Annotated in this window: 13 protein-coding genes; 10 read left to right on the forward strand and 3 right to left on the reverse strand. The window is 69.3% G+C overall.

Annotated elements, in window-relative coordinates:
• Positions 1-3: 3 nt before the first annotated feature.
• The 8 genes from kdpF to ACFVJX_RS03050 all read left to right on the forward strand — a co-directional run bounded on the left by kdpF (position 4) and on the right by ACFVJX_RS03050 (position 9,396).
• Positions 4-93 (forward strand): K(+)-transporting ATPase subunit F, encoded by a 90-nt coding sequence (gene kdpF, locus ACFVJX_RS03015; protein ID WP_384125227.1) that lies wholly within the window; start codon positions 4-6, stop codon positions 91-93.
• A 7-nt stretch (positions 94-100) separates the two neighbouring features.
• Complete coding sequence (kdpA, locus tag ACFVJX_RS03020) at positions 101-1,765, forward strand: potassium-transporting ATPase subunit KdpA (RefSeq protein WP_384125229.1); 1,665 nt, start codon at positions 101-103, stop codon at positions 1,763-1,765.
• 26 nt (positions 1,766-1,791) lie between these two features.
• Positions 1,792-3,873 (forward strand): potassium-transporting ATPase subunit KdpB, encoded by a 2,082-nt coding sequence (kdpB, locus tag ACFVJX_RS03025; protein ID WP_384125420.1) that lies wholly within the window; start codon positions 1,792-1,794, stop codon positions 3,871-3,873.
• Positions 3,874-3,879: 6 nt separating this feature from the next.
• Positions 3,880-4,557 (forward strand): potassium-transporting ATPase subunit C, encoded by a 678-nt coding sequence (locus tag ACFVJX_RS03030; protein ID WP_384125231.1) that lies wholly within the window; start codon positions 3,880-3,882, stop codon positions 4,555-4,557.
• A gap of 226 nt (positions 4,558-4,783) precedes the next feature.
• A complete protein-coding gene (locus tag ACFVJX_RS03035; RefSeq protein ID WP_384125233.1) occupies positions 4,784-7,327 on the forward strand; it encodes an ATP-binding protein in 2,544 nt (847 codons plus the stop codon).
• A gap of 53 nt (positions 7,328-7,380) precedes the next feature.
• On the forward strand, positions 7,381-8,073 hold the full coding sequence (locus ACFVJX_RS03040) for a response regulator (protein ID WP_384125235.1): 693 nt from the start codon (positions 7,381-7,383) through the stop codon (positions 8,071-8,073).
• Between the two features lie 123 nt (positions 8,074-8,196).
• Positions 8,197-8,613 carry an OB-fold nucleic acid binding domain-containing protein gene (locus ACFVJX_RS03045; RefSeq protein ID WP_384125237.1) on the forward strand — a complete coding sequence of 139 codons (417 nt, stop codon included), beginning with the start codon at positions 8,197-8,199 and terminating at the stop codon, positions 8,611-8,613.
• 3 nt (positions 8,614-8,616) lie between these two features.
• Positions 8,617-9,396, forward strand: a complete 780-nt coding sequence (locus ACFVJX_RS03050) for a DUF3159 domain-containing protein (RefSeq protein ID WP_384125239.1) — start codon at positions 8,617-8,619, stop codon at positions 9,394-9,396.
• Between the two features lie 126 nt (positions 9,397-9,522).
• On the opposite strand, the gene ACFVJX_RS03055 is transcribed toward ACFVJX_RS03050, so the two are convergent.
• Both ACFVJX_RS03055 and ACFVJX_RS03060 read right to left on the reverse strand, forming a co-directional pair.
• A complete protein-coding gene (locus ACFVJX_RS03055; RefSeq protein WP_384125241.1) occupies positions 9,523-10,203 on the reverse strand; it encodes a potassium channel family protein in 681 nt (226 codons plus the stop codon).
• Positions 10,203-10,871, reverse strand: a complete 669-nt coding sequence (locus ACFVJX_RS03060; RefSeq protein WP_384125242.1) for a potassium channel family protein — start codon at positions 10,869-10,871, stop codon at positions 10,203-10,205. Before ACFVJX_RS03060 ends, ACFVJX_RS03055 begins: the two co-directional genes overlap by 1 nt.
• A gap of 353 nt (positions 10,872-11,224) precedes the next feature.
• Here ACFVJX_RS03060 and ACFVJX_RS03065 point away from each other — a divergent pair, with 353 nt between their 5' ends.
• Positions 11,225-13,279, forward strand: coding sequence for an APC family permease (locus ACFVJX_RS03065; RefSeq protein WP_384125244.1), 2,055 nt, complete (start codon positions 11,225-11,227; stop codon positions 13,277-13,279).
• A gap of 123 nt (positions 13,280-13,402) precedes the next feature.
• Positions 13,403-14,836: a class I SAM-dependent RNA methyltransferase gene (locus ACFVJX_RS03070; RefSeq protein WP_384125246.1), complete on the forward strand. Its 1,434-nt coding sequence runs from the start codon at positions 13,403-13,405 to the stop codon at positions 14,834-14,836.
• 550 nt (positions 14,837-15,386) lie between these two features.
• Here the strand turns inward: ACFVJX_RS03070 and ACFVJX_RS03075 are convergent.
• Positions 15,387-16,361: an amidohydrolase family protein gene (locus tag ACFVJX_RS03075; protein WP_384125250.1), complete on the reverse strand. Its 975-nt coding sequence runs from the start codon at positions 16,359-16,361 to the stop codon at positions 15,387-15,389.
• Between the last annotated feature and the right edge of the window lie 130 nt (positions 16,362-16,491).

Consider the following 16,491-nt stretch of genomic DNA (forward strand, 5'->3'; position numbering starts at 1 on the left):
GCTGTGAGCGCGGAAAACGTGGTGGGCCTCGTCGTGGCCGCCGCCCTGCTGGGCTGTCTCGTCCTCGCCCTTCTGTACCCGGAGAGGTTCTGAGCCCGATATGAGCCCCGTCCTCGCAGGTGTGCTCCAGGCGCTCGCGCTCGTCGTGGCGCTCGGCCTGGCGTACCGCCCGCTCGGCGACCACATGGCCCGTGTCTACACCTCGCCCCGGCATCTGCGGGCCGAGAAGTGGATCTACAAGGCGATCGGCGCCGACCCGAACACACAGATGAGCTGGCCCGCCTATCTGCGCGGCGTGCTGGCCTTCTCCGCCGTGAGCGTCCTCTTCCTGTATCTGCTGCAGCGGCTCCAGGGCTCGCTGCCCGGCTCGCTCGGATTCACCTCGATCGACCCCGACCAGGCGTTCAACACGGCGGCGTCGTTCGTCGCCAACACCGACTGGCAGTCCTACTCGGGCGAACAGGCCATGGGCCACGTCGTGCAGACCGGCGGCCTCGCGGTGCAGAACTTCGTCTCGGCGGCCGTCGGCATCGCCGTCGCGGTGGCGCTGGTGCGGGGTCTCGCCGCCACCCGCACCGGCGAGCTCGGCAACTTCTGGTCCGACCTGGTGCGCGGCACCGTGCGGATCCTGCTGCCGATCTCCGTGATCGGCGCGCTCGTGTTGGTCGCCTGCGGGGCGATCCAGAACTTCTCCGGCATCCACTCCGTCGGGCAGTTCCTGGGCGGCGCCCAGCAGTGGAACGGCGGCGCGGTCGCGTCCCAGGAGGTCATCAAGGAGCTGGGCACCAACGGTGGCGGCTACTTCAACGCCAACTCGGCCCACCCCTTCGAGAATCCGAACGGACTGTCCAACCTCTTCGAGATCTTCCTGATCCTCGTCATCCCGTTCGCCCTGACCCGCACCTTCGGCCGCATGGTCGGCTCGCTCAGGCAGGGCTACGCGATCCTCGCCACCATGGGCGTCATCTGGCTCGGCTTCACCGCCCTGATGATGTGGACCGAATTCGCCCACCACGGGCCCGCGTTCGACATCGCGGGCGGGGCCATGGAGGGCAAGGAGACCCGTTTCGGGGTCGGCGGGTCGTCCCTCTTCGCGGTGGCCACGACACTCACCTCGACCGGTGCCGTGAACTCCTTCCACTCCTCGTTCACCGGCTTCGGCGGCGGCCTCACGATGCTCGGCATGCAACTCGGCGAGATCGCTCCGGGCGGTACCGGATCCGGGCTCTACGGGATGCTGGTCATGGCGGTCGTCGCGGTGTTCATCGCCGGTCTGATGGTCGGCCGTACGCCGGAGTACCTCGGCAAGAAGATCGGCATCCGGGAGATCAAGCTCGCGGCCTGCTACATCCTGGTCACCCCGGCGCTGGTGCTCTGCTTCACCGCCGCCGCGCTGGCCCTGCCGACCCCGGGCAACTCGATGACCAACTCAGGGGCGCACGGCTTCTCCGAGATCCTCTACGCGTACACCTCCGGTGCCAACAACAACGGTTCGGCCTTCGCCGGACTGGCGGCGGACACCCAGTGGTTCAACACCACGATCGGACTGGCCATGCTGCTGGGCCGGTTCCTGCCGATGGTGTTCGTCCTCGCCCTGGCCGGCTCGTTCGCCGGGCAACGACCGGTACCGGCGACCCTCGGCACGCTCGGCACGCACAGACCGCTCTTCAGCGGACTGCTGGTCGCCACCGTCATGATCGTCGCCGGTCTGACCTACTTCCCGGCCCTGGCTCTGGGGCCCCTGGCCGAGGGGCTGGCGTCATGACCATCCGTACGAGGCAAGAGGACGCGATGTCCACCGTCACACCGGCCCGTGCCCCGCACCACGACAACCCGTCAGGGCGCGTCGGCGCAGGCCTTTTCGACCCCGGGATGCTGATCGGCTCGTTCCCCGACGCGCTGCGCAAACTCGACCCGCGGGTGATGATCAAGTCGCCGGTGATGTTCGTGGTGCTGACCGGATCGGTGTTCACCACCGTGCTGGCGGCCCTGGACCCGGCCGACTGGTTCGGCTGGGCGATCACGGCCTGGCTCTGGCTGACCACGGTCTTCGCCAACCTGGCGGAGGCGGTCGCCGAGGGACGAGGCAAGGCCCAGGCCGACACCCTGCGCCGGGCCAGGACGGACACCGTCGCCCGCCGGCTGACCGCTGGGGACGAGGAGCGGATCCCCGGCACCGAACTGCGCGTCGGTGATCTGGTGGTCTGCGGGGCCGGTGACATCATCCCGGGCGACGGGGATGTCGTCGAGGGCGTGGCGAGCGTCGACGAGTCCGCGATCACGGGTGAATCGGCCCCGGTCATCCGGGAGTCCGGCGGTGACCGCAGCGCTGTCACCGGTGGTACGAAGGTGCTCTCCGACCGGGTCGTCATCAAGATCACCACCAGGCAGGGCGAGACCTTCATCGACCGGATGATCGCCCTGGTCGAGGGCGCGGCCCGGCAGCGGACGCCCAACGAGATCGCGCTGAACATTCTGCTCGCCTCGCTGACCATCGTGTTCCTGCTGGCCGTGGTCACCCTCCAGCCGTTCGCCGTGTACGCGGGCAGCGAGCAGTCCATGATCGTGCTGACGGCGCTGCTGGTCTGTCTGATCCCGACCACCATCGGGGCGCTGCTCTCCGCGATCGGCATCGCCGGCATGGACCGGCTGGTGCAGCGCAACGTGCTCGCCATGTCCGGGCGCGCCGTCGAGGCGGCGGGCGATGTGTCGACCCTGCTGCTCGACAAGACCGGCACCATCACCCTCGGCAACCGGCAGGCCGCCGCCCTGCTCCCGGTCGGGGGCGTCACGGAGGCGGAGCTGGCGGACGCCGCCCTGCTCTCCTCGCTGGCCGACGAGACGCCCGAGGGCCGCTCCGTCGTCGTCCTGGCGAAGGAGGGCTACGGGCTCCGGGAGCGGCACCGGGAGGAGCAGGCCACCGCCGAGTGGGTGGGTTTCACGGCACAGACCCGGATGTCCGGAGTGGACGTCGGGGGACGCCGGATCCGCAAGGGAGCCACCGGCTCGGTCGTCGCCTGGGTCCGGGAACGCGGCGGCACGGTCCATCCGGACGTGGCCACGCTCGCCGGCCGGATCTCCCGCGAGGGCGGCACACCGCTGCCGGTCGCGGTCGACGACGGCGACGGGGCCCGGGTCCTCGGTGTCATCCACCTCAAGGACGTCGTCAAGGACGGCATGCGCGAGCGGTTCGGTGAACTGCGCCGGATGGGCATCCGTACGGTCATGATCACCGGCGACAACCCGCTGACCGCGAAGGCCATCGCCCAGGAGGCGGGCGTCGACGACTTCCTCGCCGAGGCCACACCCGAGGACAAGATGGCCCTCATCAAGCGGGAGCAGGCCGGCGGCAAGCTCGTCGCGATGACCGGCGACGGGACGAACGACGCCCCCGCGCTCGCCCAGGCCGACGTCGGTGTGGCCATGAACACCGGAACCTCGGCCGCCAAGGAGGCCGGGAACATGGTGGACCTGGACTCCGACCCGACCAAGCTGATCGAGATCGTCGGGATCGGCAAACAGCTGCTGATCACCCGGGGCGCACTGACGACGTTCTCCATCGCCAACGATGTCGCGAAGTACTTCGCGATCATCCCGGCGATGTTCGCCGTGGTCCATCCCGGTCTGGACCGGCTCAACATCATGGACCTGTCCTCACCCCGGTCCGCGATCCTGTCCGCCGTGATCTTCAACGCGCTGATCATCGTCGCGCTGGTGCCGCTGGCCCTCAAGGGCGTGCGCTACCGGCCTGCGGGCGCCGACTCGATGCTCCGGCGCAACCTCGGGATCTACGGGCTCGGCGGTCTGATCGCCCCGTTCATCGGCATCAAGATCATCGATCTGATCATCTCCCTCATCCCAGGAATCGGCTGACCTGCCATGAACAACTCCGTAGGAAACTCAGTACGGCAACTCGGGGCCGGACTGCGTGCACTGCTCGTCCTCACGCTGGTCTGCGGCGTCATCTACCCCCTCGTCGTCACCGGCGTCGCCCAGGGCCTCATGCCCGGCCGCGCCAACGGCTCCGAGATCACGGCGAACGGCAGGACCGTCGGCTCCGAGCTCATCGGCCAGCGCTACGACCTGCCCCAGAAGAAGGGCCGACAGACCCCCGCCCCCGACCTCAGGTGGTTCCAGCCGCGCCCGTCCAACGGCCTCGGCACCAACAGCGTCAACACCGGGTACGCACTGATCGTCTCCGGCGCCACCAACCGCTCCGGCGACAACAGGGAACTGATCGACTGGGTCACCGCCGCCAAGTCCGCCGTGGTCGAGGACAACTCCGTACCCGGCCACCCCGTACGCCCCTCGCAGGTGCCGGCCGACGCCGTCACCTCCTCGGGCTCCGGACTCGACCCGGACATCTCCCCGGCGTACGCACGGCTCCAGGTGCGCCGGGTCGCCGAGCGCAACCAGCTGGGCGCGGGGCAGGTGGCGAAGCTGGTGGAGCGGCACACCGACGGACGGATCCTCGGCTTCGCGGGTGAGCCGCGGGTCAACGTCCTGCGGCTCAACATCGCCCTGCGGCAGCTGGTGAGCAACACCGCGGGACGCTGACCGCACCCGCTGCCCGGGCCGGCCGCCACGGCCGGCCCGGGCACTGCCCGCAGGCCACCGGACGACGGTCCGGCCGCGGTATCAACATCACGTCAATCGCGGCATCAGAATTGTGTCAATACGGTCCCCTCCAGCCCTCCCGCCCGATATGCCGGAAATACTCGGGGTAGCTTCGTGAGGGGGCTGCCGCATCGGCCGCAGCCGGTTCAGGAAAGACAATGAGGCCATGGCGCGCGGCAAACTTCGGATCTACCTCGGTGCGGCACCCGGCGTCGGCAAGACGTACGCGATGCTCTCCGAGGCGCACCGCCGGGTGGAGCGGGGCACCGACTGCGTCGTCGGCTTCGTCGAGCACCACGACCGCCCGCGCACCGAGGTCATGCTGCACGGCCTCGAACAGATCCGGCGCCGCGAGATCGAGTACCGCTCCGCCCTGTTCACCGAGATGGACGTCGACGCCGTGCTGGAGCGCGCCCCGGCCGTCGCCCTGGTGGACGAGCTCGCGCACACCAACGTCCCCGGCTCCCGCAACGCCAAGCGCTGGCAGGACGTCGAGGAGCTCCTCCAGGCCGGCATCGACGTGGTCTCCACCGTCAACATCCAGCACCTGGAGTCGCTCGGCGACGTCGTCGAGTCGATAACCGGCGTACGCCAGCGCGAGACGGTGCCGGACGAGGTGGTCCGCCGTGCCGACCAGCTCGAACTGGTCGACATGTCGCCACAGGCGCTGCGCCGGCGGATGGCCCACGGCAACATCTACAAACCGGACCGGATCGACGCCTCGCTGTCCAACTACTTCCGCCCCGGCAACCTCACCGCCCTGCGCGAGCTGGCCCTCCTCTGGGTCGCCGACCGGGTCGACGAATACCTCCAGCAGTACCGCGGCGAGCACAACATCCGCACCACCTGGCAGGCCCGCGAACGCATCGTCGTCGGCCTCACCGGAGGCCCCGAGGGCCGCACCCTCATCCGCCGGGCCTCCCGGATGGCGGCCAAGGGCTCCGGCAGCGAGATCCTCGCCGTCTACATCGCCCGCAGCGACGGACTGACCTCGGCATCCCCCAAGGAGCTGACCGTCCAGCGCACCCTCGTCGAGGACCTCGGCGGCACCTTCCACCACGTCATCGGCGACGACATACCCTCGGCACTCCTCGAATTCGCCCGGGGCGTCAACGCCACGCAGATCGTCCTCGGCTCCAGCCGCCGCAAGGCCTGGCAGTACATCTACGGACCGGGCGTCGGCGCCACCGTCGCCCGCGAGTCCGGCACCGACCTCGACGTCCACATCGTCACCCACGACGAGGTCGCCAAGGGCCGCGGCCTCCCCATCGCCCGCGGTGCCCGGCTCGGCCGGGCCCGCATCATCTGGGGCTGGATCGTCGGCGTGGGCGGGCCGGTCTTCCTCGCGCTGCTCCTCAAGGGCCTGGAGAACGGCCCGGGGCTCGCCAACGACGTCCTGCTCTTCCTCTTCATGACCGTCGCCGCAGCCCTGCTCGGCGGGCTGCTGCCCGCCCTCGCGTCGGCCGCCGTGGGCTCGATGCTGCTGAACTACTGGTTCACCCCGCCCACCCACACCCTGACCGTCCAGGACCCGGAGAACTTCGTCGCCATCGTGATCTTCTTCGCGGTGGCGGTCGCCGTGGCCTCGGTGGTCGACCTGGCGGCCCGCCGTACCCACCAGGCCGCCAGGCTGCGCGCCGAGTCCGAAATTCTTTCCTTCCTGGCCGGCAGCGTGCTGCGCGGCGAGACCACCCTGGCCGCACTCCTGGACCGGGTCCGCGAGACCTTCGGGATGGAGTCCGTGGCGCTCCTGGAGCGGCAGAGCGACGTCGACCCGTGGACGTGCGCCGGAAGCGTAGGCCCTGCACCCGTCGCCCGGCCCGAGGACGCCGATGTCGACATGCCCGTCGGCGACCACATGGCACTCGCGCTGTCCGGCCGGGTCCTGCCCGCCGAGGACCGCCGGGTGCTCGGCGCCTTCGCCGCCCAGGCCGCCGTCGTGCTGGACCGGCAGCGGCTCGTGGACGAGGCCGAGGAGGCCCGCAGGCTCGCCGAGGGCAACCGGATCAGGACCGCGCTGCTGGCCGCCGTCAGCCACGACCTGCGGACCCCGCTCGCCGCCATCAAGGCCGCGGTCAGCTCCCTGCGCTCCGACGACGTCGCCTGGTCCGAGGACGACGAGGCCGAACTCCTGGAAGGCATCGAGAACGGTGCGGACCGCCTCGACCACCTGGTGGGCAACCTCCTCGACATGTCCCGGCTGCAGACCGGCACCGTCACCCCGCTGATCCGCGAGATCGACCTCGACGAGGTCGTGCCCATGGCCCTGGGCGGGGTGCCGGAGGACAGCGTCGACCTGGACATCCCCGAGACGCTGCCCATGGTCGCCGTGGACCCCGGACTGCTGGAGCGGGCCGTCGCCAACATCGTCGAGAACGCCGTCAAGTACAGCCCCGCCGGCGACCGCGTCGCGGTGGCCGCCAGCGCGCTGGGCGCCCGCGTCGAGCTACGGGTGGCCGACCGCGGCCGCGGAGTCCCCGACGACGGCAAGGAACGCATCTTCGAACCCTTCCAGCGCTACGGCGACGCCCCGCGCGGCGCCGGGGTCGGCCTCGGCCTCGCCGTGGCCCGCGGCTTCGTGGAGACCATGGGCGGCACACTCGACGCCGAGGACACCCCCGGCGGCGGCCTCACCATGGTGCTGACCCTCAGGGCGGCCTCGGGACACACCCCGTCGGGCGCCGGTCTGTCCGCGCGGGTCACCTCATGACCCACACCCACGTACAGCACGGCCCCGATGGGCTGCAGAAAGGCAGGACCGCGATGACCCGGGTGCTAGTGGTCGACGACGAGCCGCAGATCGTACGCGCCCTCGTGATCAACCTGAAGGCGCGCCAGTACGAGGTGGACGCGGCGCCCGACGGCGCGACCGCCCTCCAGCTCGCCGCCGCCCGCCACCCCGACGTCGTCGTCCTGGACCTCGGGCTGCCCGACATGGACGGCGTCGAGGTGATCAGGGGACTGCGGGGCTGGACGCGAGTGCCGATCCTGGTGCTCTCGGCCCGCCACACCTCGGACGAGAAGGTCGAGGCGCTGGACGCCGGTGCCGACGACTACGTCACCAAACCGTTCGGCATGGACGAACTGCTGGCCCGGCTGCGCGCCTCCGTCCGCCGCGCCGAACCGGTCGGCCAGGAAGGCGGCGACCAGGCGGTGATCGTCGAGACCACCGGCTTCACTGTCGACCTGGCCGCCAAGAAGGTCCACCGCGAGGGCCGGGACGTACGGCTCACGCCCACCGAGTGGCATCTGCTGGAGGTCCTCGTCCGCAACAGCGGCCGGCTGGTCAGCCAGAAGCAGCTGCTCCAGGAGGTCTGGGGGCCCTCGTACGGCACCGAGACCAACTACCTACGGGTCTACATGGCCCAGCTGCGGCGCAAGCTGGAGACCGACCCCTCCCACCCCCGGCACTTCGTCACCGAGCCGGGAATGGGCTACCGCTTCGAGCGGGGCTGAGCCACCGGCCGAACCACGGGTCGCGGGCGCTCCCGAAGGGCGCCGGGGGCCCGCTTCCTATCACCCGTTCGAGTGAGATGGTGGCCACCCGCCAGGACCCCGGGAGACCGGTACCCTTCGGGTATGAGTGCTGTTCCTCGATTCGAGAAGGCCGGGAAGGCCGACCGGCCGTCCGGGCGCTTCCGGCGGATGCTCGACCGCCTCTCCAGCTCCCAGGAGGACCTGGAGTGCGAGGAGCTGGCCGAGGACTCGCAGGCATCGGGGTGCACCCGGATCTCCGAGTGCACCGACCGCCAGATCGTGAAGGTCACTGGTACCTTGCGGACGGTCACCCTGCGACCGCGCGCCGGAGTGCCCGCCCTGGAGGCGGAGCTCTTCGACGGCACCGCTCCGCTGGACGTGGTCTGGCTCGGCCGCCGCTCCATCATGGGCATAGAGCCGGGCCGCAAGCTCATCGCCTCCGGCCGGATCTCCATGAGCCACGGGCGCCGGGTGCTGTTCAACCCCAAATACGAACTCCGACCGCTCGGCAAGGAGTAGCCGGTGACGTCTCTTGACAAGCCGACGTCCGACACGGACCCCACCACCCGCACCGACCAGCAGGAGGCCGACGCGAAGGCGGTCACCGAGGCCGCGCTCTTCGAGGCCTTCGGCGGCATCCGGGGCATGGTGGAGACAGTCCTGCCCGGACTGCTCTTCGTCACCATCTTCACCATCGACAAGAACCTCACGTACTCGGCCATCGCGGCCGTGGCGGTGTCGCTGGTGCTCGTGGCCGTACGGCTGATCCGCAGGGACACCGTCAAGCACGCCTTCAGCGGTGTCTTCGGTGTGGCCTTCGGCGTCGTCTTCGCGAAGATGACCGGCAACGCCAAGGACTTCTACCTGCCGGGCATGATCTACACGCTCGGACTGGCCCTCGCCTACCTGGTGACCACGGTCGCGGGACTGCCGCTGATCGGGCTGATCCTGGGCCCGGTCTTCAAGGAGAACCTCTCCTGGCGCACCAGGAACCCGGGCCGCAAGAAGGCCTACGCCAAATCCAGCTACGCCTGGGGACTGATCCTCCTCGCCAAGTGCGCGATCCTCTTCCCGCTGTACTGGTGGGGTGACACCACCCAGTTCGGCTGGGTCCTGGTGGCACTGAAGATCCCGCCGTTCCTGCTGGCGGTCTACCTCACCTGGGTCTTCCTCGCCAAGGCACCGCCGCCCATCGACGTCTTCGCCGAGATGGAGGCCGAGGAACAGGCCGAGAAGGACCGCAAGGCCGAGCAGGACCGTGTGGCGGCCGCCGCGGAAGCGGCCCGCAGCCAGGAGTTCTGAGCCGGCCTGCGCACGCGGACACCTGCCTTCGCACGCGCACACCTGCCTTCGCACGCGGACACATGAAGGGGCCCGGACCGTCATCAGCGGTCCGGGCCCCTTCACGTCTTCACGTCCACTTCCGGCTCAGCTCGCGGGGTCATCCCCCTGGCGCACCGACAGCAGATCCTCCAACTGCTCCTCACGCGCCTGGGCCGCCACGAACAGCAGTTCGTCACCGGCCTCCAGGGTCTCCTCCGTGCTCGGCGTCAGCACCCGCTGACCACGGATGATCGTCACGAGCGAGGTGTCCTCGGGCCACGCCACCTCGCCGACCGGGGTACCGGCCAACGCCGACTCCGGGGGCAGGGTCAGCTCGACCAGGTTGGCGTCGCCGTGGCTGAAGCGCAGCAGCCGGACCAGATCGCCGACACTCACCGCCTCCTCGACCAGGGCCGACATCAGCCGTGGCGTGGAGACCGCCACATCGACGCCCCAGGACTCGTTGAACAGCCACTCGTTCTTCGGGTTGTTCACCCGGGCGACGACCCGCGGCACGCCGTACTCCGTCTTGGCGAGCAGCGAGACGACCAGGTTCACCTTGTCGTCCCCGGTCGCGGCGATCACGACGTTGCAGCGCTGCAACGCCGCCTCGTCCAGCGACGTGATCTCGCAGGCGTCCGCCAGCAGCCACTCGGCCATCGGCACCCGTTCCACCGAGATGGCGGTCGGCGCCTTGTCGACGAGCAGCACCTCGTGGCCGTTCTCCAGCAGCTCGGCCGCGATGGAACGGCCCACCGCACCGGCCCCGGCAATCGCGACACGCATCAGTGACCGCCCTCCTCAGGGCCCTCGGCGAAGGCCGCCTCGACCTTCGCGATCTCGTCCGTACGCATCATCACGTGGACGAGATCGCCCTCCTGCAGCACCGTCTGCGACGACGGCAGTATGGCTTCGCCCAGCCGGGTGAGGAACGCCACGCGGACGCCCGTCTCCTCCTGCAGAGTGCTGATCTTGTGGCCGATCCAGGACGGCGTGGTGTGCACCTCGGCGAGCTGTACACCCCCGCTCGGGTCCCGCCACAGCGGCTCGGCACCCGCGGGCAGCAGCCGGCGCAGCATCTGGTCCGCGGTCCAGCGCACGGTGGCGACCGTGGGGATGCCCAGGCGCTGGTAGACCTCGGCACGCCGGGGGTCGTAGATCCTCGCCGCGACGTTCTCGATGCCGAACATCTCGCGCGCCACCCTGGCGGCGATGATGTTCGAGTTGTCGCCGCTGCTCACCGCGGCGAACGCACCGGCCTCCTCGATGCCCGCCTCACGGAGGGTGTCCTGATCGAAACCGACGCCGCTGACGCGACGGCCGCCGAATCCGGAGCCGAGGCGGCGGAACGCGGTGGGGTCCTGGTCGATGACGGCGACCGTGTGCCCCTGCTGCTCCAGGGTCTGCGCGAGAGCGGCTCCTACTCGCCCGCAGCCCATGATGACGATGTGCACCTTGCGCCTACCTCGCAGTCCTGGTCGTCCGGCTGACCTGCGAAAACACCCTGCTCACACTCTTTCCTCGGCTGGCCGGGCAAACACATGGGGCAACGGTTCGTCCCGTTGCCCAGGATGAGCTTATGCGGCGCCGGGTGCGTTGCCTCATTCGAGTGTGCGTATCGCAGGGCCGCCATGGCAAAGGCGCGGCGGCGCTGGGGCTCCCCGCGGCGTTCCGATGCCTCGGGGAGCGCCCCGGCGCAAGGATCGCGTTAAGGAATCCGTGGCCGTTCCGCGTGAGTGCAGGAGATTCAGGGGTCACGGGGGTGGTGCGTGGGCCGGTCCCGTGCGAAACCCTTACGATCCTCAGCGTGTCCAAACTGACCGACGTGCCCAAACGGATCCTGATCGGGCGGGCCCTGCGCAGCGACAAGCTGGGGGAGACACTTCTCCCCAAACGCATTGCCCTCCCCGTCTTCGCATCCGACCCGCTGTCCTCGGTGGCGTACGCACCCGGAGAAGTCCTCCTCGTGCTGTCCATCGCGGGCGTGTCGGCCTACCACTTCAGCCCGTGGATCGCGGTCGCCGTCGTGGTCCTGATGTTCACCGTCGTCGCCTCGTACCGGCAGAACGTGCACGCGTACCCCAGCGGTGGCGGCGACTACGAGGTCGCGACCACCAACCTCGGCCCGAAGGCCGGACTGACCGTGGCCAGCGCCCTGCTGGTCGACTACGTCCTGACCGTCGCCGTGTCGATCGCATCCGGGGTGGAGAACCTCGGCTCCGCGATCCCGTTCGTCGTCGAGCACAAGACGGCCTGCGCGGTCGCCGCGATCGTCCTGCTGACCCTGATGAACCTGCGCGGCGTCAAGGAGTCCGGCAAGCTCTTCGCCATCCCCACGTACCTGTTCGTGGCCGGCGTCTTCATCATGATCATCTGGGGTGCCTTCCGGGGACTGGTGCTCGGCGACACCATGCACGCCCCGACATCCGGCTACACGATCAAGGCCGAGCACCAGGGCCTGGCCGGTTTCGCCCTGGTCTTCCTGCTGCTGCGGGCGTTCTCCTCCGGCTGTGCGGCTCTCACCGGCGTCGAGGCCATCAGCAACGGTGTCCCCGCCTTCCGCAAGCCGAAGAGCAAGAACGCCGCCACCACCCTCGCGGCGATGGGCCTGCTCGCCGTCACCATGTTCTGCGGGATCATCGCACTGGCCATGGCCACCGATGTGAAGATGGCCGAGCACCCGGCGACGGACCTGATCAACAAGGGCTCCCCGGTCGGTTCGGGCTTCGTCCAGGACCCGGTGATCTCACAGGTCGCGGCCGCCGTCTTCGGTGACGGAACGTTCTTCTTCGTCATCCTCGCCGCGGCCACCGCGCTCGTCCTCTTCCTGGCCGCGAACACCGCGTACAACGGCTTCCCGCTGCTCGGTTCGATCCTCGCCCAGGACCGGTACCTGCCGCGCCAACTGCACACCCGCGGTGACCGGCTCGCCTTCTCCAACGGGATCGTGCTGCTGGCCGGCGCCGCGATCCTGCTGGTCGTCATCTACGGTGCCGACTCGACCAGGCTGATCCAGCTCTACATCGTCGGCGTGTTCGTCTCCTTCACGCTGAGCCAGACCGGCATGGTCCGGCACTGGAACCGGCACCTGCGCACGGAGCGGGACCCGCTCAAGCGCCGCCACATGGTCCGCTCCCGCGCGATCAACACCTTCGGCGCCTTCTTCACCGGTCTGGTCCTCGTCGTCGTCCTCGCCACCAAGTTCACCCACGGTGCCTGGGTCGCCCTGCTCGGCATGGTGATCTTCTACGGCACGATGACGGCGATCCGTAAGCACTACGACCGGGTCGCCGAGGAGATCGCCGCCGACGAGGGCCCGTCGGACGAGACCATCCGGCCCTCGCGGGTCCACTCGATCGTCCTGGTCTCCAAGCTCCACCGCCCCACACTGCGGGCCCTGGCGTACGCGAAACTGATCCGCACCGACCACCTGGAGGCGCTCTCCATCAGCGTCGACCCGGCCGAGACGAAGGCGCTCAGGGACGACTGGGAGCGGCGCGGCATCAACGTACCGCTGAAGATCCTCGACTCGCCCTACCGCGAGGTGACCCGCCCGGTCATCGAGTACGTCAAGGGCCTGCGCCGGGAGAGCCCGCGCGATGTCGTGAGCGTCTACATCCCGGAGTACGTCGTCGGCCACTGGTACGAGCACCTGCTCCACAACCAGAGCGCCCTGCGCCTCAAGGGCCGGCTGCTCTTCACCCCCGGTGTGATGGTCACCTCGGTCCCGTACCAGCTGGAGTCCTCCGAGGCGGCCAAGAAGCGGGCTCGCAGGCGTGCGAACTGGACGGCCCCGGGCTCGGTGCGCCGCGGCCCGGTGGAACGCAGGTCGAAGGAGCACACGCACACGCACAAGGGCTGAGGCGCGTCAGCTGTGCGTGCGCCCGCCGTTCCTGGTAAGCAGCCGGACGACACCCACGTAGACTCGTAGGTTGTTGTCCGGCCGCTTGCCGTTTCCCTTCTTGATCTCTGGAGCCTCCCCTTCATGCAGAACGAATCCACTTCGCCGCAGACCGGGGAAACGCAGGCCGAGGAGACGAAGGCCGAGGAGACGCGGGCCGTCGAATCGCAGGCTGTCGAACCGCAGGCCGCCGAACCGCAGGCTGCCGAGTCGCTTGTCGGGCAGGAGTACGAGGTCGAGGTCGGCCCCGTCGCTCACGGCGGCCACTGCATCGCCCGTACGGCCGAGGGCCAGGTCCTCTTCGTACGCCACACGCTCCCCGGCGAGAAGGTCGTCGCCAAGGTCACCGACGGCACGGCCGACTCCCGCTTCCTGCGCGCCGACGCGGTACGGATCATCGAGGCGTCCAAGGACCGGGTGAAGGCCCCCTGTCCGTTCGCAGGCCCCGGCAAGTGCGGCGGCTGTGACTGGCAGCACGCCAAGCCCGGCGCCCAGCGACGGCTCAAGGGCGAAGTGATCACCGAACAGCTCCAGCACCTCGCGGGCCTCACCCCCGAGGAGGCCGGCTGGGACGGCACGGTCATGCCGGCCGAGGGCGACAAGCTCCCGCCGGGTGAGGTGCCCGCCTGGCGCACCCGGGTCCAGTACGCCATCGACGAGGACGGCCGAGTCGGTCTGCGCAAGCACCGCTCGCACGACATCGAGATCATCGACCAGTGCCTGATCGCCGCCCCCGGCGTCTCCGAGCTCGGCATCGAGAAGCAGGACTGGCCCCAGATGGCCACGGTGGAGGCCATCGCCGCCACGGGCTCCAACGACCGCCAGGTCATCCTCACCCCGCGCGAGGGCGGCCGACTCCCGCTCGTCGAGCTGGACAAGCCGGTCTCGGTCCTCCGCGTCGACGAGCGCGACGGCGGGGTACACCGCGTCCACGGCCGCGGCTTCGTCCGCGAACGCGCCGACGACCGCACCTACCGCGTCGGCTCCGGCGGCTTCTGGCAGGTCCACCCGCAGGCGGCGGACACCCTTGTCCGCGCTGTCATGCAGGGCCTGCTGCCCCGCAAGAACGACATGGCGCTCGACCTCTACTGCGGTGTCGGCCTGTTCGCCGGCGCCATCGGCCAGCGCATCGGCGAGAAGGGCGCGGTGCTCGGCATCGAGTCCGGCAAGCGCGCCGTCGAGGACGCCCGCCACAACCTCAAGGACCTGGAGCGGGTCCGCATCGAGCACGGCAAGGTCGACCAGGTCCTGCCCCGCACGGGCATCACCGAGTGCGACCTGATCGTCCTGGACCCGCCGCGCGCGGGAGCGGGCAAGCAGGTCGTCAAGCGTCTGTCGGCCCTCGGGGCACGCAAGATCGCGTACGTGGCCTGCGACCCGGCGGCGCTGGCGCGGGACCTGGCGTACTTCGCTGAGGGCGGGTACAAGGTGCGGACGTTGCGGGCTTTCGATCTGTTTCCGATGACGCACCATGTGGAGTGCGTGGCGATCCTTGAGCCTGCCGCAAAGGGCGTCTGACCTGCCATTTCGTCGAGTGTGCGTTGTGTGCGTTACGGGCGATGTCTTGACGCACGTGACGCACGTTTGACGCATGAACTGATGGAGCGTCAGGCGTTCCTGTGCGCAGGTGGCGATCCGGCAGGTGTGGTCTGAGGGTCTTTGGTCCTGCTGGCTTTGGGGCCGAGGTTGAGCTCGGTTCGCGGATGACTTCACGGTGGCGAGGTACGGCTCAAGATCTGCGCGGCTGGGGTGCGGCAGCGTGGGTGGCTTCGGCGCCGAGGCGGCTTTGGTGGGTTGCTGAAGGTGGGCGTCTACGAACGCGAGCCACTCCTCGATCTCGGTCTTTTCCTGTCCGGGTGGCAGGGATGCGGCGTGGTCGCGTACCGCTGTGACGAATTCGGTCAGGTGCTTGGCTTCGTGCCATGCGTCCGTCTGTTTTCCGAGGTGCTGGACGCGATAGGCGTGGATGTGTGCGGCATGGGCTAAAGGCTGTCCCGTAGTCCCTGGTGGATCAGCGCGCGGCGCCGTAGCCGGCGTCGCGCGCCCGCCGGGGATTAGGGGGCAGCCTTTAGAAGGCAATTCCGTACAAAGATGCCGCGTTGGCCGAGGAGAACTGCTCGCGTTCCGCGTCCGACGAGAAGTGACTCAGGAAGGAATCGATTTCTTCCCTGGTCGGCCGTTGGAACGGGTAGTCGGTCGAGAAGATCAACCGGTCGACGGAGGTGACGGAGAGGGCGTGCTGCAGGAGTGCCGGATTGAGCATGCCGGAGGTAGTGATATAGAAGTTTGACCGGACGTAGTCTGATACGGATCGCTCCAGACCTGCGATGCGGGAAAGACTGTCAGCTCGGTCGAGCCAGAAGAGCAGCATCTCGCCCCAGTGGCCGAGCACGACTTGAAGGTCGGGATGGCGGTCGAACGTTCCTCGCAGCACCAGCCGGAGCGCCGCGATCGCGGTGTCCAGGTGCCATCCCCACCCAAATGTGGCGAGGGCGAGCTCCGTCGTGGGGTCGAATCCGCGGTATGAGGCATCTCGGGCTGCGGTCGAGGGCAGCTGCGGATGGATGAACACGGGCTGGCCGAGTTCTGATGCGGCGGAGAAGAAGTCGTCATAGGCGGGGTCGTCGAGAAACCGGTCGCCCGATCGGCCGTAGACCATGGTGCCTACATGCCCCATGCCCGCAGCTCGCTCCAGCTCGCCCGCGACGTCCTTCGGTGACGACATGGGGAGAGTGGACAGCGCTCGGAAGCGGTCCGGGTGTCGGGCGACGGCCGCTGTAGCCATGTCGTTGGCGGCGCGGCTCAGAGGCAGTGCCGTGCTGGGCGGCAGCGGCTGGACTCCCGGCGGCGTCAGAGCCAGGACGGACACGTCGATTCCCTGAGCGTCCATGGCTGCGATGCGGCCGGCCCCGAGGTCCTCCAGACGTTCCTGGTTGTCGCCCCGCCCGTTGAAGACGAGGCTCTCGTCAGGCTGCGGCACAGCTCGGAGGGCGGACGTCACGGCCGGCGTGATCCAGTGTTCTTCGATAGCGATGAGAGACACGGGCGTCATCCTCTGCGGTTTCCTGCGCCACGGCCGTGCCACGCGCTGGTGATGGGGGTGCTTCCGAGTGACATGGAATCGCTATGGCGCCTGCTGGCCGTCAGACCGTCCGCAGGGGGCGCCCGGCAGG

It is taken from the genome of Streptomyces sp. NPDC127177 (assembly GCF_042672475.1).
Classification (GTDB): Bacteria; Actinomycetota; Actinomycetes; order Streptomycetales; family Streptomycetaceae; genus Streptomyces.